This is a genomic window from Chroococcidiopsis sp. CCALA 051, from assembly GCF_003015105.1.
Taxonomy (GTDB): Bacteria; Cyanobacteriota; Cyanobacteriia; order Cyanobacteriales; family Chroococcidiopsidaceae; genus Chroococcidiopsis; species Chroococcidiopsis thermalis.
Map to the genome: position 1 here is coordinate 1 of NZ_PYCI01000105.1, position 24,219 is coordinate 24,219.

The 24,219-nt window shown below is 44.8% G+C and carries 21 protein-coding genes; 13 read left to right on the top strand and 8 right to left on the bottom strand.

Annotated elements, in window-relative coordinates:
* Positions 1 to 495: 495 nt before the first annotated feature.
* The 9 genes from C7Y66_RS21765 to C7Y66_RS21805 all read left to right on the top strand — a co-directional run bounded on the left by C7Y66_RS21765 (position 496) and on the right by C7Y66_RS21805 (position 10,603).
* Positions 496 to 1,098, top strand: a complete 603-nt coding sequence (locus tag C7Y66_RS21765) for a photosystem I assembly protein Ycf4 (protein ID WP_015153288.1) — start codon at positions 496 to 498, stop codon at positions 1,096 to 1,098.
* A gap of 125 nt (positions 1,099 to 1,223) precedes the next feature.
* Positions 1,224 to 2,003: a peptidylprolyl isomerase gene (locus C7Y66_RS21770; RefSeq protein WP_106547192.1), complete on the top strand. Its 780-nt coding sequence runs from the start codon at positions 1,224 to 1,226 to the stop codon at positions 2,001 to 2,003.
* Between the two features lie 51 nt (positions 2,004 to 2,054).
* A complete protein-coding gene (locus C7Y66_RS21775) occupies positions 2,055 to 3,239 on the top strand; it encodes a beta-ketoacyl-ACP synthase (protein ID WP_106547193.1) in 1,185 nt (394 codons plus the stop codon).
* A gap of 86 nt (positions 3,240 to 3,325) precedes the next feature.
* Positions 3,326 to 4,564: a PQQ-dependent sugar dehydrogenase gene (locus tag C7Y66_RS21780; protein WP_106547194.1), complete on the top strand. Its 1,239-nt coding sequence runs from the start codon at positions 3,326 to 3,328 to the stop codon at positions 4,562 to 4,564.
* A 142-nt stretch (positions 4,565 to 4,706) separates the two neighbouring features.
* Entirely contained in the window at positions 4,707 to 6,116 is a 1,410-nt protein-coding gene (locus C7Y66_RS21785) for an amidase (protein ID WP_106547195.1), read from the top strand.
* A 325-nt stretch (positions 6,117 to 6,441) separates the two neighbouring features.
* Complete coding sequence (locus tag C7Y66_RS21790) at positions 6,442 to 7,842, top strand: AAA family ATPase (protein ID WP_106547196.1); 1,401 nt, start codon at positions 6,442 to 6,444, stop codon at positions 7,840 to 7,842.
* Positions 7,843 to 7,931: 89 nt separating this feature from the next.
* The gene (locus C7Y66_RS21795; protein ID WP_106547197.1) at positions 7,932 to 8,810 is read left to right on the top strand and encodes a tetratricopeptide repeat protein; all 879 of its coding nucleotides are present in this window, start codon (positions 7,932 to 7,934) and stop codon (positions 8,808 to 8,810) included.
* 86 nt (positions 8,811 to 8,896) lie between these two features.
* Positions 8,897 to 9,397, top strand: a complete 501-nt coding sequence (locus C7Y66_RS21800; RefSeq protein WP_106547198.1) for a hypothetical protein — start codon at positions 8,897 to 8,899, stop codon at positions 9,395 to 9,397.
* A gap of 117 nt (positions 9,398 to 9,514) precedes the next feature.
* Positions 9,515 to 10,603, top strand: a complete 1,089-nt coding sequence (locus C7Y66_RS21805) for a folate-binding protein YgfZ (protein WP_370143952.1) — start codon at positions 9,515 to 9,517, stop codon at positions 10,601 to 10,603.
* Positions 10,604 to 10,659: 56 nt separating this feature from the next.
* On the opposite strand, the gene C7Y66_RS21810 is transcribed toward C7Y66_RS21805, so the two are convergent.
* The 3 genes from C7Y66_RS21810 to C7Y66_RS21820 all read right to left on the bottom strand — a co-directional run bounded on the left by C7Y66_RS21810 (position 10,660) and on the right by C7Y66_RS21820 (position 14,055).
* Positions 10,660 to 11,403, bottom strand: coding sequence for a TIGR03943 family protein (locus tag C7Y66_RS21810; RefSeq protein WP_106547200.1), 744 nt, complete (start codon positions 11,401 to 11,403; stop codon positions 10,660 to 10,662).
* A 50-nt stretch (positions 11,404 to 11,453) separates the two neighbouring features.
* A complete protein-coding gene (locus C7Y66_RS21815; protein ID WP_106547201.1) occupies positions 11,454 to 12,476 on the bottom strand; it encodes a permease in 1,023 nt (340 codons plus the stop codon).
* A 70-nt stretch (positions 12,477 to 12,546) separates the two neighbouring features.
* Positions 12,547 to 14,055, bottom strand: a complete 1,509-nt coding sequence (locus C7Y66_RS21820) for a thioredoxin-like domain-containing protein (protein ID WP_106547202.1) — start codon at positions 14,053 to 14,055, stop codon at positions 12,547 to 12,549.
* Between the two features lie 190 nt (positions 14,056 to 14,245).
* Between C7Y66_RS21820 and C7Y66_RS21825 the strand changes: the two genes are divergently transcribed.
* Positions 14,246 to 16,060 carry an SLC13 family permease gene (locus C7Y66_RS21825; RefSeq protein WP_106547203.1) on the top strand — a complete coding sequence of 605 codons (1,815 nt, stop codon included), beginning with the start codon at positions 14,246 to 14,248 and terminating at the stop codon, positions 16,058 to 16,060.
* On the opposite strand, the gene C7Y66_RS21830 is transcribed toward C7Y66_RS21825, so the two are convergent.
* Positions 16,017 to 16,379 (bottom strand): GNAT family N-acetyltransferase, encoded by a 363-nt coding sequence (locus C7Y66_RS21830; protein ID WP_146149840.1) that lies wholly within the window; start codon positions 16,377 to 16,379, stop codon positions 16,017 to 16,019. The two genes, C7Y66_RS21825 and C7Y66_RS21830, sit on opposite strands and share 44 nt — an antisense overlap.
* Positions 16,380 to 16,532: 153 nt before the next feature.
* On the opposite strand from C7Y66_RS21830, the gene C7Y66_RS21835 reads away from it, so the two are divergent.
* Positions 16,533 to 18,119, top strand: coding sequence for an iron uptake porin (locus C7Y66_RS21835; RefSeq protein ID WP_106547205.1), 1,587 nt, complete (start codon positions 16,533 to 16,535; stop codon positions 18,117 to 18,119).
* Positions 18,120 to 18,143: 24 nt separating this feature from the next.
* On the opposite strand, the gene C7Y66_RS21840 is transcribed toward C7Y66_RS21835, so the two are convergent.
* Together C7Y66_RS21840 and C7Y66_RS21845 are read right to left on the bottom strand one after the other, a co-directional pair.
* Entirely contained in the window at positions 18,144 to 18,512 is a 369-nt protein-coding gene (locus C7Y66_RS21840; protein ID WP_015153304.1) for a hypothetical protein, read from the bottom strand.
* Positions 18,513 to 18,946: 434 nt separating this feature from the next.
* The gene (locus C7Y66_RS21845; protein ID WP_106547206.1) at positions 18,947 to 20,509 is read right to left on the bottom strand and encodes a glycosyltransferase family 39 protein; all 1,563 of its coding nucleotides are present in this window, start codon (positions 20,507 to 20,509) and stop codon (positions 18,947 to 18,949) included.
* Between the two features lie 234 nt (positions 20,510 to 20,743).
* Between C7Y66_RS21845 and dapB the strand changes: the two genes are divergently transcribed.
* Together dapB and C7Y66_RS21855 are read left to right on the top strand one after the other, a co-directional pair.
* On the top strand, positions 20,744 to 21,574 hold the full coding sequence (dapB, locus tag C7Y66_RS21850; protein WP_106216250.1) for a 4-hydroxy-tetrahydrodipicolinate reductase: 831 nt from the start codon (positions 20,744 to 20,746) through the stop codon (positions 21,572 to 21,574).
* Between the two features lie 60 nt (positions 21,575 to 21,634).
* A complete protein-coding gene (locus tag C7Y66_RS21855) occupies positions 21,635 to 22,372 on the top strand; it encodes a hypothetical protein (RefSeq protein ID WP_015153307.1) in 738 nt (245 codons plus the stop codon).
* Between the two features lie 27 nt (positions 22,373 to 22,399).
* Here the strand turns inward: C7Y66_RS21855 and C7Y66_RS21860 are convergent, their stop codons facing one another.
* Complete coding sequence (locus C7Y66_RS21860) at positions 22,400 to 23,023, bottom strand: precorrin-8X methylmutase (protein WP_106547207.1); 624 nt, start codon at positions 23,021 to 23,023, stop codon at positions 22,400 to 22,402.
* Positions 23,024 to 23,173: 150 nt separating this feature from the next.
* Positions 23,174 to 23,980 carry a TPM domain-containing protein gene (locus C7Y66_RS21865; protein ID WP_106547208.1) on the bottom strand — a complete coding sequence of 269 codons (807 nt, stop codon included), beginning with the start codon at positions 23,978 to 23,980 and terminating at the stop codon, positions 23,174 to 23,176.
* Between the last annotated feature and the right edge of the window lie 239 nt (positions 23,981 to 24,219).

The window sequence follows — 24,219 nt, forward strand, 5'->3', positions numbered from 1 at the left end:
AATACGAATCGATCGCGCTTGAGCCAGTCGTCGAGAACGTCAAACCATCCTCTTTGACTCGGTGCGCGTCCTACTGCAATTGTCATTTAAAATCCTCTGGGTTTACTAAAAATTGCAACGCTTTTTGAGGAATTAACTTTTTGTTGACTAGGAGATGGTTTAGATCCAACTCCGCAGGCAAGAAAATCGTTGTAGTAACTAACGCCTTTCTCACTAGAATGCCATGTCAGTGTTGCCGCGAAAAGCAGCAACTTGACAGCACGGCTGATTAATGTTTCTTAATCGATCGCAGTGACCGCACCTCAAGCCCAATCCACAAAAGCGGATTGAGTGTTTAGTGTTAGATTATAGTCTAATCAAATATGAGAATTTTTACAATTTGACACAAGTTTTTGCAGTTCTCTCAGATTGTTCGCAGTTGAACCAGGCAACTTACTGTGTGAATAATAAGAGTGGAAAACCGCCTTCAGTAGTTTAACTGAGCAGGGTAGTGACATGACGGCATCAACAACCACCAATTCCGGCGATTCGGAAGCTAAAGCAAATAAAAATAGTACCTCCAGCTGCTTGAATCAAAAAGTTTTAGGTTCCCGACGATTCAGCAATTACTGGTGGGCTACAGTCGTTTCCATCGGTGGGATAGGCTTTTTCTTGGCTGGACTTTCTAGTTACTTGCAAATTAATTTAATTCCATTTGCCGAGCCGACCCAGCTCGTTTTCATTCCCCAAGGGATAGCGATTGGATTTTATGGAGTGGCAGGTCTGCTGCTAGCGCTGTATCTGTGGGGCATGATTTTGCTGGACGTAGGCGGCGGCTACAATGAGTTTGACAAGGAGAAGGGTGAATTTCACATTTTTCGGTGGGGATTTCCTGGGAAAAACCGCCGCATTGAAATTAAAGCCCCCATACAAGATATTCAAGCTGTGCGTTTAGAGATTAAAGAAGGCTTGAATCCCCGTCGAGAACTTTATCTACGAGTCAAAGGAAGACGAAATATTCCCTTGACGCGAGTAGGTCAACCCTTATCTATTACAAAGCTAGAGAACGATGGAGCAGAATTGGCTCGATTTTTAGCTGTGCCGCTAGAAGGACTGTAATTTCATCAAGTAATTTAATTAAAAATTCAGAATTTGCCTGGGGAAACCGGATGTACCCTGGTAAAGCGTTCGGAAGGACGATTTAACCTTTTGAATTTTTTTACCTATAGCGATCGCAGAGGCAAATGCAGTTAAAAGTTCAGCAGTGGTTGGTTTTAGTTTTCATTATTGGTGGGTTATGTTTGGCAGGATGTACGCCTAACCAAGTGGCGAATTCTGCTTCCCCCGATAATACGGCAGCTGAAACCACACCTGTACCTGCAATTCAAACAAGTAGCGTTCAAATGAAGAATTTACCAACTCTAGAAGGAACGGCGACAGTTGTGATGACGGTGAAGGGGCAACCAATTACTATCGAGGTAGATGGTAAGAATGCCCCTCTAACGGCAGGAAATTTTGTCGATCTAGTACAACGGGGTGTCTATGATGGACTCGTGTTTCATCGAGTCATCGGTCCCCAGAGCAGACCACCAGAACAACCTTTTGTGGTGCAAGGAGGAGACCCGCAAAGCAAAAACCCCAATTTTTCACCTCAGCGTCTAGGAACTGGCGGTTTTATCGATCCAAATACAGGAACAGAACGTCAGATTCCTTTAGAAATTAAGCCCACAGGGGCAACAGATCCGATCTACAGTCGGACGCTGAAAAGTGCGGGAGTCAGAAAACAACCAGTTTTACAGCATCTTAGAGGGGCTGTCGCTATGGCGCGATCGCAACAGCCAGATTCCGCCTCTTCTCAGTTCTATTTCGCCCTTGCCGATTTGAGTTTTCTCGATGGGGATTACGCCGTCTTTGGTAAAGTGACTAGCGGTATGGACGTGGTAGACAAAATTCAACAAGGCGATCGCATTGACTCTGCTAAGGTGACTGAAGGCAGTGACAAGCTGAAAAACGGTGGCAAATAATTAATCTCTGGGCGCACGCCGTGCGCCTACTCTTAACCCTCACCCCAAAGCGTGGAAGTTGTTGTCACAGGTATTAGTCTCATTTCCAGCTTGGGAAAAAGCTTAGAAACTAGCTGGGAAAACTTAATACTCGATCGCATCGGCATTAGCTTACAGCAGCCTTTCCCAGAACTAGCGGCTCGACCTCTAGCACTGATTGACGAGCAGCCGACACATGCGATCGAGTTAACTCAATTAGCAGTAGCAGCTGCTCTAAAAGATTCAGGCTTAGAATCACCTTTACCAGACTGCGGGGTAGTCATCGGTTCTAGCCGCAGCCAACAAGCAGTTTGGGAAGAGCTGATAAAGTCAAAAGTTGAAAGTCAAAAGTCAAAAGTTGCTTCAACTCCCGACTCCCGTACGGGCGGGTTTAGAAACCCGTCCCTACCCACTCCCGAATTCTCAGAAACTCTGCCAAATGCGATTGCCACAGTAGCAGCAAGACAAATTGGGGCAACAGGTATAGTATCGTCCCCAATGGCAGCATGTGCGACGGGGATTTGGGCGATCGCTCAAGGGAGTTTATTAATCAAAACTGGGCAATGTCACCGGGTAATCGTTGGTGCAGTGGAAGCGCCGATTACCCCCTTAACTTTGGCTGGATTTGGGCAGATGGGCGCGTTGGCAACTACTGGCGCTTATCCATTCGATCGCCATAGAGAAGGATTGGTGTTGGGGGAAGGCGCATCTGTACTAGTACTGGAATCAGCACGAGCAGCCCAGCAGCGTGCGGCAAAAATTTACGGTCGCGTTCTAGGTTTTAGCTTGACAAACGATGCTTCTCATGCTGCTCAGCCAGAACCAACGGGGAAAAGCGCGATCGCCGCAATCAAACAATGTTTGGAGCGCGGCAATCTCACACCACAAGACATTGATTACATTCACGCACACGGTACGGCGACTCAGCTGAACGACAAGCGCGAAGCCCAAATAATTCAATATTTGTTTCCTCATAAAGTTCCCATAAGTTCTACAAAAGGAGCCACGGGGCATACTCTGGGAGCTTCGGGAGCAATTGGTGCAGCATTTTGTTTGATGGCATTACATCATCAGATATTACCGCCATGTACGGGACTGCGATCGCCCCAATTCGATCTCGATCTAATCGTCACGTCGCGAAAAGCAGCACTCAGGCACGCACTCTGTTTGAGTTTTGGCTTTGGCGGACAGAATGCTGTTTTAGCTTTGGGAAAATAGGAACAAAGAGATTCGTCACGAGCGACATTTTTCTGTCACATTTATATATCACTTTAGAGATAAAAAACGATTACAGCGAAACCAATATGAAAGCAAAAACTTATGGTTGGATCAAGGGAGTAGGCAGCGCGATCGCCCTATTAACCATTGCAAGTTGTTCTGTGACACAACAACCTAACGCCTCTACGACTGCACAAACGACATCGCCCAATTTATCATCGAGCAATCTTAACGTATCTGACAGTGAGAATGTTGCTGTTGCTCGGGGCATTCAAAAAACAACTGTAGCAGAAGGCTTAGACCATCCGTGGAGCCTTGCATGGCTACCAGATGGAGCGATGTTAATCACCGAGCGATCGGGACAATTGCGAATTATGCGGGACGGGAAGCTCGATCCAACACCGATTGCAGGAGTTCCCGAAGTCCTTACGGGCGGACAAGCTGGTTTGATGGAGATCTCAGTTCATCCGCGCTTTGCTGAAAATCGCTTAGTCTATCTAACATATTCCCACGGCACAGAGCAGGCAAACCGCACCCGCCTCGCCCGCGCTACATTTGACGGGAAAAGCTTGAGCAATCTGCAAGTTATTTTTGAGGTTTCCCCAACTAAGTCTGGTCTGCAACACTTCGGTTCGCGCATCGTCTGGCTGCCTGACAGTACTATGCTATTGGCGATCGGTGATGGTGGCAACCCGCCAATTCAACTCAACGGCGAACCGATTCGCCAACAAGCGCAAAACCGCCGCAGTCGTCTAGGTAAAATTGTGCGGCTCAACGATGACGGTTCGATCCCACAAGATAACCCCTTTGTGAAATCTACTGATACTGAGCCTGCAATCTGGAGCTACGGACATCGCAACATTCAAGGCTTGAGCTTCGATCCAGCGAATAACCGTGTATGGGCAACAGAACACGGTTCGCAGGGTGGTGATGAAGCCAATCTCGTGCAAGCAGGCGGAAATCATGGTTGGCCGATCGTCACGTATAGCCGCGAATATAGCGGAGAAGAAATCACTAAAGAGCGATCGCGCCCTGGTATGGTAGATCCCAAACTGGTATGGACACCAGCAATAGCACCTTCGGGTCTAGCATTCTATAGTGGGGGCAAATTCCCGCAATGGCAAGGCGATTTATTCGCAGGTGGACTCGTTTCCCAAGATGTGCGGCACATTGACTTAGATGCTCAGGGTAATGTGGTCAACCAGCAGGCGATCGAGATCGGTCAGCGCGTGCGCGACGTGCGCCAAAGTCCCGAGGGACTGCTGTATGTCTTGACGGACGATAACAACGGGCATTTGATTCGTCTCGAACCTACTGGAGGATAGGCAAGCTAAAAATATAGTGTTTCCCATGTAGGCGTAATACATGCGTAGGGGCGCACAGTTGTGCGCCCTTACAGATCTATGTACCTCATTCGACTGAGAATAGCTATAGCAACCGAAACACAAAAATCAAAACTGTAGAATCATGAATTCAATCGATCTAGCATTTGCTCCTGCTCTAGAACAAGCACGGCTAATTCGACATAAGGAAGTTTCGCCACTGGAGTTAGTGCAGCTTTATTTAGAACGAATTGAACAATTCAATCCGCAGTTAGGTTGCTATTTTACGGTGATGGCAGAAATGGCGATCGCCCAGGCACAAACTCAGACAGAAATGCTAGCTGGCACTCAAGATCCGGCTGAGTTACCGTCTTTTTTTGGCGTACCGATCGCCATTAAAGATATGAATCCCGTGGCTGATGTCCCTTGTAGTTATGGCAGTCCAGCACTGCGCGATCGCGTCGCGACTTACGATGATGCAGTGGTAACAAAAGTCAAACAAGCTGGGTTTATCATTTTGGGAAAAACCGCCACTTCTGAATTGGGTTCTTTTCCCTATGCCGAACCGACAGGATTTCCTCCCGCCTGCAATCCTTGGAATCCAGAATATACACCAGGAGGTTCTAGTGGTGGGTCGGCGGCGGCTGTAGCCGCAGGATTGTGCGCGATCGCCCAAGGTTCTGATGCAGGTGGCTCGATTCGCGGTCCCGCCTTCTGTTGTGGTTTAGTAGGCATCAAACCAGCACGGGGACGGGTCTCCTATGCACCATTGGGAGATCAATTAAGTGGTGTCGCCGCAAACGGTCCTATTGCCCGTACTGTCTCCGATGCTGCTGCCTTACTCGACGTAATGTCGGGATACGTGACGGGAGATCCGTATTGGTTGCCAGCACCAAATTCCTCTTTCTTGGCTGCTACGATGCGATCGCCCGCTCGCCTGCGCATTGCTTTTACCAACTCGCTACCCCAAATTGGCACGGCAGATCCAGTCTGTCAACAAGCGGTTTTGGGTACGGTGAGGCTATTGGAAGCAATGGGGCATCAAATAGAAGAAGGCTGTCCTGACTTTACGGGATTAATCGAGCCATTTACTGCTGTGTGGCAAGCAGGCGTAGCTTATGCTGGACTACCAAAAGAAATCTTGCAACCAATGAATCAGTGGTTGCTCGAACAATCGGGATCGGCGGGGGATTATCTCCGTGCTGTCGCGCAGGTACAAGTTATTGCTAGACAGATTGTGGCATTTTTCGACTCAGTAGATGCGCTAATCTTACCTACATACATGCATCCACCCATTCGAGTCGGCGAGTGGGCAGCATTAAGCCCGGAAGAGACACTACAAAAAATCATTAATTGGGTCGCTCCCTGCCCGCCTTTTAATGCTAGCGGACTACCTGCGATCGCTATTCCTACTGGTTTTGCGCCTAACGGTTTACCTATCGGCATTCAAATCGTCGGTCGTCCTACAGATGAAGCTACCATTATTGCGATCGCCGCTCAACTCGAAGTCGATAAATTCTGGAGCCAGCATCGTCCGGCTATTGGTAATGAATAAGTCAACTAGAATTCGGAATTCGGAATTCGGAATTCGGAATTACGGTCAGTAGGTCGCAGTCCCCACTACTGACTCTTATACCACTGAAATCTTCGATTTCAGTCGGAGCCTGTACTCTTTTAATTGCGAATTGCGAATTGTTTTGGTCAAAAGTCAAAATTCACGCACTACTCACTACACCCCACACCCCACACCCCACAACCGCATCAACACGCACTGCGACCACTTTCCCACCAACTACCAACTACCAACAACCCATTACCCACAATGTAATATTTCTAGTTCGATATGGGCATCTTATATTAGAGACGAATTAGAAGCATTTATGACTAGTAGTGAAGATACGCTGCGGGCTTTGCGTGCAGCCTTACTTGTTTCGCCCGATAATCTGCCACTCCGTCAACATTTAGCGGAGATTCTGATGGAATTAGGGCAATTTGAGGAGGCAGAACAAGAGTATCGCCTTGCTCTGTCATTAATGCCTGAAAACCATTTTCTACAATTCAATTTGGCTTCTGCTTTTTATCACCAAGGCAAAAATTCACAAGCAATGGTGCTGGTCGAACGGCTGCTGAAAAGCTCTGAACCTCCAGCCATCGTGCATTTATTCTACGCTCGTTTGCTACTCCACGCTGGCGATGCTACCAATGCATCCGTACATTTCCATATAGCTATTGCACTCGATCCAGAAATGAACGATCCTATCTTAGCGGAGCGGCTTGGTAATGCTGGTGTAGCCACTGAAAAAATTTCTATTTTAGAGTACAAATCGCCAGAATCTAAATCTTCAGAATACAAAATACCGGAGTACGAATTAGATGTTAGTACTGCGGTTGAAGCACCCATAGAACAACCATCAATTACTTTTCAAGACGTTGGTGGTATGGATGCCATTAAGGAAGAAATTCGACTAAAAATTGTTCATCCATTAGCGCATCCAGAAATTTATCAAGCTTACGGTCAACGAATTGGGGGAGGAGTATTAATGTATGGTCCCCCTGGTTGTGGTAAAACTTATTTAGCCAGAGCTACAGCTGGAGAAATTAAAGCAAGATTTTTATCTATAGGTATCAATGATGTCTTGGATATGTGGCTGGGGAGTAGTGAAAAGAACTTACACGAATTGTTTGAGCAGGCACGACGATCTAAGCCTTGCGTGCTTTTTTTCGATGAAGTCGATGCTCTAGCAGCCAAACGCACTGATATGCGATATAGTAGCGGTCGCCAAATTGTCAATCAGTTTCTTGCCGAATTAGATGGTGTAGAAAGTCCTAATGATGGCATTTTGATTTTAGCTGCTACTAACGCTCCCTGGCATTTAGATTCAGCCTTTCGCAGACCAGGACGCTTCGATCGCATTATGTTTGTTCCACCACCCGATCGCCACGCAAGAACACATATTTTGCGTATTCTCTGCCGTCATAAGCCAATTGAAGATATTGACTACGATTATTTAAGTAAAAAAACTGTCAACTTTTCTGGAGCAGATTTAAAGGCAGTTGTAGATTTAGCTGTAGACAGAAAGCTACAGTTAGCAATTAAGCAAGGTATACCTAAACCTTTAACAACTAGGGATTTCCTAGCCGCAGTCGAATTAATTCATCCTTCTGTTACGGAATGGTTTGCTACTGCTCGAAACTATGCTACTTATGCTAATGAAAATGGAATTTATGACGACATTTTGAATTATTTACAACAAATAAAAGATAAAAACAAGCTATTTTAAGTTTAATCTTTCTAAAGATTAGCTAAAATTTGTAGTAGGATGCGTTAATCAACGCGCCCTACCGGATATATGTAACGGCAATAATTTTTATGTTTGTAAATTTAGATAAAGCATTAATTTTAATCGAGCAATCGCGCTACAAATTAGCAACAATAGAAATTGAGCGCCAATTAGCGACCGATCCAAATAGTTCTTTTGCCCATACTTTGTTAAGTATATGCTTAATAGAAACGAATCGAGATCGAGAGGCAGCTCAAGCAGCAAAGCAAGCAGTATATTTGGCTCCTGATTTATCTGATACTCATTATAATTTAGCTAAGATTCTCTATATTCAAAAGCAACTTAAGTCAGCCAAAAAAGTAGTCCAAGAAGCGATTCGGTTAGAACCAGAAATTGCCGATTATTTTGCCTTATTGTCAGTCATTCAATTGGCACAAGGCGATCGCGATCGCGCATTATCCAGTGCGGAACAGGGGTTGAGCTTGGATGCCGAGCATGTGTTGTGTCTCAATCTTCGTGCTATGGCTTTACTACGCCTACGCCGCTATCAAGAAGCACAAACTACATTGGATGCAGCAATCTTTCAGGAACCCGAAAATTCAGCTGCTTATGCGATTAAAGGTTGGGTATATTTATATTGTCGGAATAGAGATTTGGCTGAACGATGTTTTCGCGAATCGTTGCGACTCGACCCCGAACAAGAACAGGCTCTCACGGGAATAGTAGAAGCTTTAAAACTGAGATACTCGCTCTATAATTTTGTATTTAACTATAAAAGCTTTTTAAGTCACATTAATATTTATCTGCGCATAGTATGTATTAGTATTTTTGTAATTTTGAGTTTATTTAATTGGCTCTTCTTACTAGTGCCACTTTCAATGTTACTATTAGAAACCACTCAAGCTTTGTTTAACCTACTGCTCAGATTTGACACCCAATGGCGATCGCTCCACGTCCCCTCGCATTAATTCTGCTGGTGCTTACGGTAGCATGAAGGAATCGGCAGCGCGATCGCATCGCGTTGATATCTATTCCACATCGCGGGAGAATACCCATGCCACCGAGAATTACCGATCCAGTTGCATGGCAACAGGCAGAACTCTTAATGCAACCTGCGTTCATTCGCATCATCGACCACATTCGCAAGCATTTAGATGAATCAGCATGGCAGGGGACTTACGAGAACGTATTAATCTGGTCTCCAGACACGACAGAGGAAATGAAAACTAGGGTGATCTTGCTATTGCAAGAGTTAGATGGCGCTTCTCCAGAACGCACGGCAGAAATAGAACAGGCGATCGCCAACCTTCCGACTCCCCAGCCAGGATATCAGTTATCTCTACAAAACCAAGACCAACAGTATAATTTCGATCTGTGGGAACTGTGCTATCAGGTTTGCTTTCAGCAATACAATGCAGACTTGACATCCAGTCATAGTTCGGTAGAAATTGACACTAGCTTGATTGATGAAACTGGCGAGGTAGACTGGCAGCGTTTAGATACTAAAGCAGGTGCAGCAGTCGAACAAGTCTTTAGTAGTTTACCGAAGATTTAGTGAGGAGTGAGGAGTCAGGGGTGAGGAGCGAGTATTAAGTAGTGAGTAATGAGTAGTGAATTTTGACTTTTAACTTTTAACTTTTGATTTCCCCATTACCCATTACATAAAAATATGATGAAAGAAAAGTTACAGGTAGTTCAAGCGGCAGCAGGAGCGGTTTTTGAAGAAATTGCCGGAGACAAAATTCCGGTGAGTTTTGCTAACGATGTAGCAGCCATGCAAGCAGTAAGGGAAGGGGTAGCAATCTGCGATCGCTCCCACTGGGGTATTATCCGCGTTACTGATGAAGACCGCATTCGCTTTTTACACAACCAAAGTACCAACGATTTTCAAATTTTAAAACCAGGGCAAGGCTGCGATACGGTTTTTGTCTCTTCCACTGCCCGCACGATCGACTTAGCAACGGCATACGTGACTGAAGACGCAGTACTGCTGATCGTTTCTCCTAATCGCCGTCAGTATTTGATAGATTGGCTCGATCGCTATATCTTTTTTGCCGATCGCGTCCAACTAGAAGATGTAACTGGCGAAACTGCTATTTTCAGTCTGCTTGGCACTAAAAGCGATGAAATTTTGGCACAACTGGACTTAAGTTCGATTATCGGTCAAGCATATGCTAACCACCAGCTCGTTCAACTCCAAGATGTAGAAATTCGGGTAGCGGTTGGGAGTGGTTTAGCCATACCTGGGTATACCCTAATTGTGCCAGCAGACAAAGCGGCGATCGTTTGGAATCACCTCGTAGAAACTGGTGCAGTCCCTCTAGGCGATCGCGTTTGGGAACAATTGCGGATCGAACAAGGTCGCCCCGTCCCCGATAAAGAACTGACTGAAGATTACAATCCCTTAGAAGCAGGCTTGTGGCAAACTATTTCTTTCAATAAAGGTTGCTATATCGGTCAAGAAACAATTGCGCGTCTGAATACTTATAAGGGAGTCAAACAACACCTATGGGGAATTCGCCTTAACGCTCCAGCCGCGCCAGGTAGCATTATTACTGTAGGTGAGGAAAAAGTAGGTATCCTCACTAGCTATACCGATACTGATAAGGGTAGCTTTGGACTGGGTTACATCCGTACTAAAGCTGGTGGTGTTGGTTTACAAGTTAAAGTTGGAGAAGCTACAGGCGAAGTCGTTGACGTTCCTTTCTTAACCCGTAGTCCCGATCGCAGTGATTCTAGTACAGATGCAATACATTCGTAGGGGCGCACAGCTGTGCGCCCCTACAAATCCTAATATTCATTGCGCCCCTACAGATCCTAATATTCATAAGGATTTTGGGGTTCGGGAATTTTCTTGGGGGCAGCATTGGCTTGAATAGTTAATTGGCGTTTATCTTTTAAAGTTTCGGTGATCATTTGTCCTTCCACCTCCAGCCAAGTATCGGGCGGATAAGCCTGACGATCTTCCGTCAATTTAACTGGCAACCCTACCGGATACGCATCAGCGGCGCAGCAGGTAATGACAAACCGCGAAAGGAGCAAGTAATTAGGTGGAAATTCCGGCGGATGGATCGCAAATCCTTGCACCTTGACTTTTTGACCTGTATATGCATCAGGTTCGGGATAAACATTCAGCGTCCGCACCCAATCTAACAGCGATCGCTCCTCTGGTTTGACAGAACCGTGAAAGGCTTGGGGTTGGGAACGGGTAGCAGCGAGAAAGTCTGTCACCCCCCTTTGCATGGCGGTTTGGCTGGCAAAAACGCGGGGAGTGAAAATCAACCCGGCGATCGCAGTTACCAATAGCAAAATACTGCTAAAACCAGGCGGAAGCAAACTGATATGACGCACTGGCAATATGCGGCGTTGACGCAGGAGCTGCCAAGCTTTTAAACCTGCTACACTTAAAAATCCAATTCCCCCAGCAATAACCAACCAAAAATAATCGGGGTGAATTAATAAATTTAGCTTACCAGTCAGCCAGTATTTCAGCATCAAACTGCCCCAAGCAGCGATCGCAAATACTTCTAACCAATTGTAAATTTTAGACTTTTGATTCATGTAGTAGTAATTGGTAGTTGGTAGTTGGTAGTTGGTCACGCACTACGTATTTAAATAACATATAAATTAACAAATAGAGTAAATAAAAATGTTAATTGAGCAACTAAGGCAAACAGATAAATAATTGCCCGGGGTTTAAAGATTGATAGCATTAGACCAATGCCTTTGAGGTCGATCGTGGGTCCAAAGATTAAAAAGGCTAGTAACGAACCGCTGGTAAAAGTGGAGGCAAAGGATAGGGCAAAGAATGAATCTACTGTAGAACAAATTGATACAACTGCTGCTAAGAGCATCATGGTGAGGATAGAGGTAATTTCGCCACCACCAAGATTTAAAATGACCTCGCGGGGAACAAAAACTTGAATTAATGCCGCGATCGCGCTGCCAATGACTAAAACAGAACCGAGTTCGCGTAGTTCTTGAATGGTGTTATCTAATAACAACCGTAAGCGTTCTGATAATGGTTTAATTGGCGTGGCTGCTGCTAAATTTGCCTGTAACACAGATGCATCTAACCTAATTGGATCTCCCGTTCCTGATAGCCAAAATGTACCCGATTGTAATAAGTCGGATGAGGTTTTCTTCTTATCTTTTTGCGGCTGCTGTTTTGGTTGCCAAGCTGCTGCTAAAGCTGGTTGTAATAGGGGACGCAGATCTTTTTGAACGCTGAATACCCAACCGATAATAGTGGCGATCGCTAATGAAAATACGACTCGTAAAACGACAATTTCTGGTTGATCGCGAAATGCCGTCCATGTTGCCCAAATGACAATCGGGTTGATCGTTGGTGCTGCTAATAAAAAGCCAATTGCTACGGGTGTAGGCACTCCCTGCATCAACATTCGTCTTGCCACGGGGACGTTACCGCACTCGCACACGGGAAATAAAAATCCTACCATGCTACCAACCAAAGCACCTAACAGGGGGTTTTTGGGTAGTTTCGCAATTAACTTGCGTTCGTCTACAAATAGCAACAGTATCCCAGAGAATAACACCCCCAGCAGCAAAAACGGCATTGCCTCGACAAGCAAGCTGAGGAACAGGGTAAAAGCATTGTTAAGCTGTTGGTTCATGCGTTGCGTAGCAGAAAGCGTTGTCGATTAGCAAACATCTGCCAAGCCATTGTAGCTAGATTTATTGACGCTACGGAATACAAACATCAGGCGCGCATAAACCTGAAAATTCCATTGTATTTACGGTCAATGTATCTAATGCTACCCGCTTAATCGCATGGTTATTCGTATCGGCGACGTACAAGTAAGCACCAAAAATACTCAGTCCAGAAGGCTCGTTAAAGCAGCTATTTTGACCTTGAGCATCGTGTAAACCCGCTACCCCTCCCAATATAGTTTGGCAATTACCGCTATGAGGACTGACTAATTTAATTTTGTGATTGTAAGTATCGGCTACCCACAAGAAATTTTGCGCAGATTCTACCCCTAAACAATGCTGGAGTCGCACGTCAGCACCAGTTCCATCGACATCGCCAAAACCGAATAATTCGCCACTCCCGCAGATTGTCCGTACTTGAGGATCGAGCATTAAGCCAATACCGCGAATGGAACTACCTTCACTGTCAGCAACGTATAATTCTCTACCATCAGTGGTAATTCCACTCGGTTGCGCAAAAGCCGAATCTGCGACTAAACCATCCAAACACGCTTCAGCACCTGTACCTGCGTAAGTTTGCAATATGCCTTTTTCTAAATCCATTTGCCAGATTTGATGATTTCCCGCCATCGCAATGAAGAGATAATTCTTCAGCATCGTCAAATCCCAAGGGGAATTTAAAGCTGTTTTTTGACCAATCCCACCATAAGGACGGATATTACGACTTTGTTCTCCGGTTCCGGCGATGGTTTCTACACGCTGTAACTGTAAGTTGATGCGGCGAATCGCGTGATTTTCGGTATCGGCTAGGTAGAGTAACTGGTTTTCATCATCCAATACCATGCCTTGGGGGGCAAAAAATTGCGCTTGGGTAAAGTCTCCATCGGTTAACCCAGGTTTTCCCGTACCTATGACGTGGAGAATTTCTCCATCGAGGGTACTCCAAATAATGCGGTGATGTCCTGAATCAGCGATGAATAATCCAGTGGCAGTCGCCAATACTTTACCAGGAAATGCTATGGGTGTAGTTAAGGGTTGTCGTTGTTTTTCTAAAATTAGACTGAGTTCTTGAGATGCGATCGCACCTTTATCTCGATACTCTTGAATTAGTTTGGCAATTAATTCATCTAAAACTGCCCGATTTCCTTCCCCCGCAGCAGAGCTAATGACGTACCCTTCTGGGTCAATTATCATTAGCGTAGGCCACGCACGCACTGCATATTGTTGCCACACCTGAAAGCCAGTGTCAACTAAAACTGGATGCTCGATGTCATACCGCAGGATGGCTTGACGAATATTCTCGACTTCTTTTTCGTTATCGAATTTAGCCGAGTGAACGCCAATAACCGTGAGGCTGTCCTTATACTTCTGTTCTAAATATTTCAAATCTGGCAGAACGTGCAAGCAGTTGATACAGCAATAAGTCCAAAAATCGAGAATGACAATTCTACCTCTGAGTTGTTGAAGCGATAGCGGCTTGTCGGTATTTAGCCAAGGCTGATTTTGAGGTAGTTCCGGCGCTCTCACCCGTACAGTCTTCATGTAAAGTCTTACTCGACAATAACGGCGTTTAACGATTCTAACGGAATGCTGAAGACGTAGTAGATGACTCCCATGCCACCAATATGGCGTAGAAGAATACAAAAAATCTGTTTTGGAAGCAACGATTTGTCGATCGGAATATAGTACGATAGGAAAGCTGCTTTAAATTACGGTATATCGGGCGATTTTATTGTGTATGGATATTGCTCTTACCCTTGGTGTTCTGGGACTAGCCATAGTTTTCTTCATTTTTGAATGGCTCCCTGTAGATATTACCGCGATCGCGACAGCAGTTGTACTCATGCTACTGGGATTAATCACCCCAGAAGAGGGGATAGCTGGCTTTAGTAACTCTGCAACCATTACGGTATTAGCAATGTTCATCCTCAGTGGTGGGATCGAACGCACAGGTGCAATTCAAATTGTCAGCGATTTTCTACTGCGGCGAGGGGGGAAAAATCCGACACGGCAGATTTTTGTTTTAGGGGCGATCGTTGGTCCGATTACCGCTTTCCTCAACAATACAGCAGTAGTTGCCGTTTTTATCCCAATTGTGGAGGAATGGAGTAGAAAGCGGAATATTTCTGTCTCCAAACTGCTCATACCGCTGTCCTACGCTACGGTTCTAGGCGGAATGATTACAGTTATTGGCACTTCGACAAATGTTGTCGCCAGCAGTTTGTCAAAAAAGTTGGGATATGGAGAATTTAGTTTATTCCAATTTACCCCAGTAGGATTAATTACATTTGCGATTGGCTTAGTCTATCTTGCCTTCGCCGCACCTAAGCTACTACCAGACCGAAAAAAGCCAGCTGCGACTCCGGCGATCGCCAACTACGGATTAAAAGATTACTTTAGTGAAGTTGTTGTCGCGCCACGCTCCAATTTAATCGGACAAACTTTACGTTCTAGCCAGATCGAGCAGCGATTCGATATTGACGTAGTGGAACTCTTTCACAACAGTCGCCGTTATACCAAACCTGTAGCAGATAAAGTGCTAGCGGGTGGCGATATTATGATCGTGCGCGGTAATCGCAGCGACGTACTCAAAATTAGAGATGAGCGGGGGATTGAAATCTTACCAGAAATCGAATTTCAGCAAGAATTCCCAACATCTGAGTTAAGTTCGGAAAATCGAGCTATTTCTGAAGCTTTGATAATTTCCAACTCTAGTTTGATTGGCTCTACGCTCAAAGAGTTACAGTTTCACCAGCGTTACAACCTCACAGTACTGGCAATTCGACGCAATGAGGAAATCATTCGCGATCGCTTGGGTAAAGTCAGATTGCAATTTGGCGATGTCTTACTATTACAAGGTGCAAGAGATAGTTTTATCGGACTGCAAAATAGTGCAGATTTACTAGTGGTAGAACCGCGAGAGGTGGAAACGCTGCGCCGAGACAAAGCCGCGATCGCGATCGCGATTGGCTTAGGTGTAGTTATTACTGCTGCTTTTGAGTGGATACCAATTTTAGTCAGTTCCTTGGCAGGAGTTGTCTTAATGGTAGCGACTGGAGTGTTAAAGCCAAGAGAGATCTATCGGTCGGTACGTTGGGATATTATCTTCCTACTAGCCGGACTCATTCCCCTCGGTACGGCGATGGATAATTCAGGTGCAACCAAGTGGTTAGCGGGTGGTTTAGCATCGCTCGGCGGTCAATTCTCTGGTTTTTGGTTACTAGTCTGCTTTTACATTGCCACAACCGTACTCACAGAGATTCTATCTAACAATGCTGCCGTGGTGCTGATGCTTCCAGTTGCGGCTAATGTAGCAGAAACCTTGAGTCTCAATCCGTTTGCTTTTATGTTTGTCGTGACATTTGCTGCTTCTAACAGCTACCTCACACCAATTGGTTATCAGACGAATACGATGGTTTACGGTCCTGGCGGCTACAAATTCCTCGATTTTACCAAGGTAGGAGCGCCACTAAATTTAATTTTGACATTTCTGACACCTTTACTCATTGCTTGGCTGTATGGCGTGAACCAGCTGCCTGTAGATTAGTTTTTTTTGTAAGGTGAGCGTTGCCTACCCTACAAATGAATTTCTTTTTTGAGGCAGCCTCTAGCAAAGCATGACCGTATCCTTGTCCGCGCCAAGTTTCATCTATCCATAAAATATCGATATACAACCACTGCCAATAAGTCGAACCAATCAACCCGCCAGCCAGACGATCGCCTTCATTTCGTAAAAAGATAGCTAACTGCTGGAAATGTCCCTCACCTGCGCGATCGCGATTAAATGCCAGCAGTTGTTGCAAAATAAATTCTATGTCTTCAGGATGCGGCTTCTCAGTTATGTCCATCCTAAGCGGCTGTTTCACAAAAATTCATCCTAATTAAAAAAGTTTAGCGTGCGTACAAATAGACTGTATCATCGCAAATAGAAGTAAAAAACTGTGACTCATTCAGAGATTTGTCGTATGTTGCGCTCGTAAATCATATAAACAGTCACTTTCAAACACTTTCGTTAAAAAATGGGCAAATTTTACCCCCTCCTAGTCAGTGGTATTAGCATTCTGTGCTTTCTAGCTCAGATAACTCCACTACAAGCCCAAACGTTGATAAAAGTTAAAAGTCAAAATTCAAAATTCAAAATTAATTCCGAATTCCGAATTCTCCCAACTTCCCAAGTTTCCCAATTATCCGACGTGCAACCCGATGACTGGGCAAGTCGAGCGTTGCAATCTTTAATCTCGCGCTATGGAATAGTTACAGGCTATCCGAATGGGAAATTTCTCGGCAATCGTGCTTTGAGTCGTTACGAATTTGCGGCGGCTTTGAGTGCGGTGGTACGGCAATTGGAGGGAGCGATCGCTAATGGTAAGCCAGTACAAGCAACTCAAGATGATTTAGCAACTCTCGAAAAACTTCTGCAAGAGTATACTGCGGAATTAAAAGCTTTACAAAGCCGTTTAGATTCCCTGGAAGCTCGAAGCGCCGTACTCCAAGCACATGAGTTTTCCACAACGACTAAACTTGCAGGTCAAGTTATCTTTGCAATTAATGGGGGTGGCTTTGGCGGCGATTCCCTTCGCGACCCTACAGGTACGGAAATTGCCGATAATAATCCTGTTACTACGTTATTTTACAGGACTCAGTTAGATTTTGATACGAGTTTTTCTGGTACTGACTTACTCAAAATTCGTTTGGATACTGGTAGTAACGGCAACCGCGATAATGCAGCCGGAGTATTAGAACCTAATTTCGGCAGCGGACTTGATTTCTCGACCAGATCATCTCGAAATGGAGAATTGGGGCTGGGTCGGCTTTACTACAGCTTTAGCGCCGCTAAAAATCTCCAAATTGTTTTAGGGACTGCGATCGCACCTACAGATTATCTCGATCGCAATCGTTATGCTAATCGCAGTTTTGTTGATTTTTCGACTCAAGCACTGGTTAACAACTACCTTCTCTTTCCGATTGACGAGCAAGGTGCTGGGGCGGTTGTTAACTGGCAAGCGAACGAGTTTTTTACATTACGGGCAATGTATCTTGCGGCAGACGCTGAAAATTCTGGCAGTCGCGATGAGGTTGAAGGTGTATCGGCTTTAACAAGGCTACTCTACCCAGATGAGGGTGGAGATCGCGGTTTATTTGGCAATCCTTATCAGGGGACGGTTGAGTTAGAATACTCTCCTAACCCAGGTTTTACTCTACGCTTGCAGTACAGTGGTGGAAATACGTTCGATCGCCATTTCGATGTATTGGGAGCGAATGTCGAACTCAATTTATCGCGCCAACTTGGAGTTTTTGGGCGTTATGGCTACGGTAGCTATGACAATACTATTTTTGGAGATCTCGAACCGTCTTACTGGATGGTGGGGATATCGTTGCGCAATTTACTACTACCTGGCGCTGTAGCGGGAATTGCGGCAGGTCAGCCTTTTGTGGAAAATGCTGTAGGGGATGCGACTCAAACAAACTTTGAAGCCTACTATAACTTTCCCCTAAATGAAAATCTAGCGATCGCTCCTTTAGTTCAAGCGATCGCCAACCCTAGCAATCAAGCAGATAATGGCACAATTATTACTGGTACTCTCCGCACCGTGTTCTCTTTTTAAAAACGCAACCCAAGATAGCAATCTCTAGCGTTTGTTCTCAACTTCTGCTTGAGCCTCATCCATAGCTGCTTTTTTGTTCGGCTCGTTAGTGTCAAATGTTACTTTAGTTTGCTTGGCTTTGAGGTTGAGGACTTCAGGAATCTTTTTGGGCAGCGTCTTGATATTTTCTAGCCCGGTATCACCTATTCTTCTACCTGGCGCATCTCCCAAATCTTCAGCTTTTTCTTGAATGCGCTTGACAGTATCAGGAGTGACAGGGTTGTATTCTCCCGTTGCAGATTCTACAGCGTTTGCTTGGAATGCTGGCAGTGCGACAAATAAAATCGTTGCTAAAAATACGGTAACGATTCGACGCAAGCCCATGTGCTTCAACTTATCAACTACTTGCTTCATTTGAATCCTCCAATGATTTTGATTACTAAAATTAGCGTTTCTTTAGAGTAAAAACTTTTAGAAACACAATTGCTAAGGTTGCTAACAATAAGCGCTCCTTAATTGCTTTGTTTTAATTTTAGTTTTCGGATCGATCTTGCCGTAGGAGGCGATCGCATATCTTCTCTCTTGAGTAGGAGTTTTGAGCGAATGCCATAAATGAGTGAATTTAACTTTAGTTAGACTTGGAGAGCGTTAAAATACTTCGTAGGTTTTGATTCGATCCCCCCAACCCCCGATGAATTGGGGGGCTAAGAACGATTCTGTCTTTTTTGTTGAAAAAAGGGGCTAAGAACGATTCTGTCTCCCCCTTTTTAAGGGAGATTAAGTAAGTACAATCTTGTCTCCCCCTTTTTAAGGGGGATTGAGGGGGACTTTTCCTTACCTCTCTAGATTCAATTCCCTTCCCCTGACTTGAGTTGCCATAAGTAAGGTAGAATTGGTTCTATTTTGTATTTGTTCTTAATAAGACTATCGCGCACTGGTTCTGTACAATCTCCATAAATAAAGATATCGCCAGAATTTTGTGGTATCTCTTTTAAAGGAGCGATATCAACTAATCTTAATCGAACTTTTGGTTCTAATAAGTAGCTCAGGGAAAGTAAATTACCATTGTTGATGCAACCGTTAGTAGAAACTATGAGAGGATTATTTGCTCTATTGAGAAAGCTAGCTACTTGAGGATTACTATAACTAATTTCTTTAATCCACCAGGTATTAGCTTGGGAACTCAGCGTGCAAGATATGATTCCAGCCAAAATGAGTAAAGTTGCGATCGCTTGCCAAATTCTGCGAGACAATAATCTCGATTGACTAATTTTTTGACTCAATAAGTAAGCAACAGCTAGCTGAATACTTAAATAACCAGGAAACAAATAACGAGGCACGATCGATCTTTGTCCACCTTTAATGATATCTGGTATCAGTAGTGGTAGCGTGGTTGCAGCCATTAAGGTAATAATAAATAGCCAAATCCTCAAAGGTGCGTGACGTATTGTGAAATAAAATGCATAAACTATTAGAAGTAATACTAGGAAGTAGACAATCAAAAATTCTGGATCTTTTTCCAAACCCAGATCGAAAAACACATGACCGATATTGAGTAGCCAGCGACGACTAAAAATGTCTGCGGGTAAAGCATTATTTGTCCATCCCGTCGTCATCTGAAACATGGAATAGTTCTGAATTAAGCTCAATATCCAAGGGGTAAAAAGTAATAAGCTCAAACCCGAGGAGAGAAGATAAGCGATCGCTCTTTTGCTCAACCTAAATTTTTCAATTATGAAAACGTAAACTCCATGACCGACAGCTACTAATCCAGACAAGAAAAAAGTATAAAAACTAGTTGCTAAAGCGAAGGCATATACAATCCAAATCCTTGTTTGATTCAATCGGATTGCCCTGAGTAAAGCGGCACTCGATCCTAGAATTGTCACCGTCCATAAAGCGTATTGTCTTGCTTCTTGAGCAAATAAAACATGCACCGGAGAGACTGCTAAAAGCGCGATCGCCATCCATGCTATGAGAGACGATTGGAACAATTCTAGACACAACCAATACAAACAAGGAAATACTAAGAAGCTAAATAAAATGCTTAAACTTCTAATTATCGTAATACTATTGCCAAACAATTTTACCCAAAATCTCAACAAAACATAATACAAAGGTGGATGTTGAGAGTCTTCTATAGCAAGAGAATGAATTGTATCTTTTAATTGGCTTCCAGGTTTGAAACGTTGAAACGTTTGCAAGTATTTAATACTGCTGTCTCGATGAGCGTATGCTCCTTGAGAGAATTCTTTCATCGTGTAGCCAGCAATTCTTAAAGAAGTATAAGCTTCGTCGTGCCAATAAACTTTTTTATCGATATTTGTAACTCGAAAAGCTATTCCTACACACAAAATAATTATAAATAGTAAGCGCAGCCATTTAAAATTGAATTTACGATACTTCGCCATAAAGCATTAATATTGTTAGATAAAAACAATTGCACGGTAAAATTTAGAATTTCAAACGTAAGGTGGGCATTGCCCACCCTACTATAAAGGAATTCTCAAGGTTTATTTAGGTTACAATAGCTAATATTTCAAAAGAAAAGCTCTGTGTCAAAGGGAAGCACTCCAGTATATATCAGACGTTGCTATCCTTAATTAGTCTAAAATGCCCTTGATAAGACTGAGATCGACGAAGCAATGAACAGCCAATATCCAATCCCAGTAGTCATCAATGGTGCTGCGGGCAAAATGGGACGCGAAGTTGTCAAAGCAGTTTCCCAAGCTACCGATCTGACCTTACTAGGGGCGATCGATCGCAACCCAGAGCATCAAGGTAAAGATGCAGGAGAACTAGCAGGTTTACCAGAACCATTGGAAGTTCCAATTACCGACCAATTAGAACCAATGCTGGCGATGGCGGGGCAAGAAAGGCAAATTGGGGTGATGGTAGACTTTACCCATCCGAGTACAGTGTATGACAATATCCGCTCGGCGATCGCCTATGGAGTGCGTCCAGTCGTCGGTACGACAGGTTTAAGTCCCGCACAGATTCAGGATTTGGCTGAATTTGCTGACAAAGCCAGTACTGGATGTTTGATGATTCCCAACTTCTCAATTGGGATGGTTTTGTTACAACAAGCAGCGGTTCAAGCCTCTCAATATTTCGATCACGTCGAAATTATCGAACTGCACCACAACCAAAAAGCTGATGCACCCAGCGGTACGGCATTGCAAACCGCGCAGATGTTAGCTGAGTTGGGGAAAACTTTTAACCCACCCCAGGTAGAAGAAACAGAAAAATTACCAGGTGCGAGAGGTAGCGTCGCAGCAGAAGGTATTCGCATTCATAGCGTCCGCCTACCAGGGTTAATCGCCCATCAAGAAGTCATTTTTGGCTCAGCGGGTCAAATTTATACTTTGCGCCACGACACGAGCGATCGCGCCTGCTACATGCCAGGAGTGTTGCTAGCGATCCGTAAAGTCGTCCAACTCAAATCCCTTGTTTATGGGTTAGAAAAAATATTGTAAAGAGTTGACAGTTAACCGTTAACGGTTAACTGTCAACAAAACCCTACTCCCCAGTGCCTCATGCTCGTCCCACTCACGCGCCAGAAGTTTGAACAACTCATTCCTCGTATTGCTACGGGCGATCAATATCGCTACGTTTGGGGAAAATTTTCTGACTTTTTGCGCCGATTGTTAGCTTCTGTTGTCGCTGTTGTCGTCGTGTTGTTGTTGCGATGGCTGTTGGGTGAGGGATTTGGGGGTTTGCTACTTCCCTTTGGGGTGGTTGGCGGTTTTTATTGGCTGTGGGGTCCCGTACTGTGGGCGAGTTTGCGTAACGCACAGTACCGCAAATACAAATACAGTGGTTTCTTTCGCGGCCGCATTTTGGATGTTTACATTTCAGAAGAGCTAATTGGGAGAGAAGAAACAGTTAACAATAAAGGCGAACTAGTCTATGTTGATAACTTAGAGCGCCGTCTAAATGTCGAAGTTGGAGATGAAACTGGTTTTTCCATCCAGGTACAAGTGCCACTGCGCCGCAGTCACAAAGGGATTGCCCGTCGTCAAGTGGCGGAAATGATCGTACTGTCAAATCGCGCTGATTTGAGCAATATTACCAAAGTGACCGATATTTACATCCCCAGCCGCGATATTTGGGTGAGTGACTATCCATTCTTGCAACGAGATGTCTTTGTGGAAGTCAGCAACCGCATCCGTCGCGATCGCTTAGAATCCGAAGAAGAATCACCTCGTACTCCGCGCCGTCCTCCTCAAAGAAAAGAACCACCTCAGCTACCGAGACAAGATCGGGAATGGTAGAAGGAAGAGAGCTGAGGGAGCTTCGCCTCAGCTCTCTTCTAGGGAGGTGTAAGCCAGCCAAGCCAGTTCTAGCAATCCGTCCAAAATTGCGGTGGCTACAGTAGCACCACCCTTGGAACCCTCCGTCCAAATTTGGGGTACGGCAAATTCCTGCAAGCGTTTTTTGGTCGCATCCACATCGACAAATCCCGCAGGCGTGGCAATTACCAAAGCTGGTTTGATTGCGCTAGCGGCAATTAAATCTATTAAAGTGGCTAATGCACTTTGGTCTTGACCGATCGCAAAAACTGCTTCGGGATAGCGCTGAGCGAGGTTTTCGATTCCCCAAGCTGTAGCAGTCTTATCTTTTTGCGGACGAGCGATCGCGTCTAAGCTGCAATAAAGGGGATTGGCAAAAGTGTTTTGAATCTGGGGTAAAATGCCCACTTGGATTGTCGGTACATCCACCACAATCGTACAGCGAGCAGCGATCGCCGCTGCTCCCGATTGCATTGCCGTTTGTGAGAAATGAATTAAATTCTTATACTCAAAATCGGCAGTCGCATAAATGACACGGCGGACGATCTCGTATTCTGCGGGAGAAAAGTCATAATCGCCAACCTCGCGATCGACGATCGCCAGATTTTGGGCATCAATCATCTGCCATTCCATAGAGAAAGGCTGGGAGCTAGGGACAGAGACCAGTTTAACAGTTATCAGGGAGCAGGGAGCAGGGACAAGGGGGACAAGGGGGACAAGGGGACAAGGAGGACAAGGGGGACAAGGGAGAATAATAACCAACTACCCATTACCCATTACCCATTACGTTTCCGAAGCAGAAGAACGCCCAAATATCGATGTGAGATATGCTACGAGCGCTCCAATCAGAAAGCCTGAGATATTGCGGATCAGAGGTAGCCATTCTGTAGTGCGCGTGACAACTGGTCCAATACCGAAAGCAATGAATAATATGCCCCACAACGGCGAGAAAATCAAAGCCCACTGCCAAGCTAGAGCTTGTCCTGGACGACGGGGTTGAGCGGCAAAACCACAAATTACGCCTCCCAGTGTTGATGTGATTAGGGTGAGAATCCACTGTTCTCTTGGTAGACCTGGAACGACGTTACAACCGCCTTTGACTAAACAGCCTTCAACGGATTCTAAAGCTCCAAGAATGGCGCGGTCTTCCCCATGTTCTCGCACGTAGTACAAATTACCAAAGCGGGTTTGTAGTTCGATCCAAAACGTGCGGGGGAGAAGTTCGTAAACTGCGTCGCCAACGCTAAAACTGAGAATGTTACCACCGCGAGAGTCGGCAACTAGAAGAATACTTTTGTCATCTAAACCCCAAAAGTTAATTACTGCTCTACCAGGAGTGCGATCGTATTGAGTTAAAACTCTCAGTTTCCAGCCAGTATCAGCGGCAAACTTATCTAAATCTGCTACGAGTTGTTCTTCCTGAATATCGGTAAAAGTCTTTGCTAGGTCAATGACCGGGGTAGGGCGATCGGGTAGCAGTTCTGGATTGTCATAAGCTAGGGCTGCTGATGGCTGCATCATCCAAACCAACCCTGCCAGAAAAAATGTTGTTACTAAAACCGGGATTCTTCGCCAAAATGAACGCTGCATGGGCAATTATAAGTTGTAGATCGGAGTCTCAAAATCGCTACTGTCGTAAGAATTATTATAATTAAGTCGCGTTTTTTTACATTTGTTTACTTTACTCTAATTTAGCGACCCCAAGCAAATCAATCGGAAGTCAAAAGTCAAAAGTCAGCAGTGATGGTAATGGGTAATGGGTAATGGGTAATGGGTAATGGGTAATGGGTAATGGGTAATGGGTAATGGGTAATGGGTAATGGGTAATG

Excerpts from the sequence above, each read along its gene's own strand:
- C7Y66_RS21840 (WP_015153304.1), bottom strand. The coding sequence starts at position 18,512 with ATGAAGCAAGTAGTTGATAAGTTGAAGCACATGGGCTTGCGTCGAATC.
- C7Y66_RS21790 (WP_106547196.1), top strand. The coding sequence starts at position 6,442 with ATGACTAGTAGTGAAGATACGCTGCGGGCTTTGCGTGCAGCCTTACTT.
- C7Y66_RS21795 (WP_106547197.1), top strand. The coding sequence starts at position 7,932 with ATGTTTGTAAATTTAGATAAAGCATTAATTTTAATCGAGCAATCGCGC.
- dapB (WP_106216250.1), top strand. The coding sequence starts at position 20,744 with ATGAACAGCCAATATCCAATCCCAGTAGTCATCAATGGTGCTGCGGGC.
- C7Y66_RS21810 (WP_106547200.1), bottom strand. The coding sequence starts at position 11,403 with ATGAATCAAAAGTCTAAAATTTACAATTGGTTAGAAGTATTTGCGATC.
- C7Y66_RS21815 (WP_106547201.1), bottom strand. The coding sequence starts at position 12,476 with ATGAACCAACAGCTTAACAATGCTTTTACCCTGTTCCTCAGCTTGCTT.
- C7Y66_RS21805 (WP_370143952.1), top strand. The coding sequence starts at position 9,515 with ATGAAAGAAAAGTTACAGGTAGTTCAAGCGGCAGCAGGAGCGGTTTTT.
- C7Y66_RS21835 (WP_106547205.1), top strand. The coding sequence starts at position 16,533 with ATGGGCAAATTTTACCCCCTCCTAGTCAGTGGTATTAGCATTCTGTGC.
- C7Y66_RS21770 (WP_106547192.1), top strand. The coding sequence starts at position 1,224 with ATGCAGTTAAAAGTTCAGCAGTGGTTGGTTTTAGTTTTCATTATTGGT.
- C7Y66_RS21860 (WP_106547207.1), bottom strand. The coding sequence starts at position 23,023 with ATGGAATGGCAGATGATTGATGCCCAAAATCTGGCGATCGTCGATCGC.
- C7Y66_RS21800 (WP_106547198.1), top strand. The coding sequence starts at position 8,897 with ATGCCACCGAGAATTACCGATCCAGTTGCATGGCAACAGGCAGAACTC.
- C7Y66_RS21845 (WP_106547206.1), bottom strand. The coding sequence starts at position 20,509 with ATGGCGAAGTATCGTAAATTCAATTTTAAATGGCTGCGCTTACTATTT.
- C7Y66_RS21780 (WP_106547194.1), top strand. The coding sequence starts at position 3,326 with ATGAAAGCAAAAACTTATGGTTGGATCAAGGGAGTAGGCAGCGCGATC.
- C7Y66_RS21855 (WP_015153307.1), top strand. The coding sequence starts at position 21,635 with ATGCTCGTCCCACTCACGCGCCAGAAGTTTGAACAACTCATTCCTCGT.
- C7Y66_RS21865 (WP_106547208.1), bottom strand. The coding sequence starts at position 23,980 with ATGCAGCGTTCATTTTGGCGAAGAATCCCGGTTTTAGTAACAACATTT.
- C7Y66_RS21785 (WP_106547195.1), top strand. The coding sequence starts at position 4,707 with ATGAATTCAATCGATCTAGCATTTGCTCCTGCTCTAGAACAAGCACGG.
- C7Y66_RS21765 (WP_015153288.1), top strand. The coding sequence starts at position 496 with ATGACGGCATCAACAACCACCAATTCCGGCGATTCGGAAGCTAAAGCA.
- C7Y66_RS21820 (WP_106547202.1), bottom strand. The coding sequence starts at position 14,055 with ATGAAGACTGTACGGGTGAGAGCGCCGGAACTACCTCAAAATCAGCCT.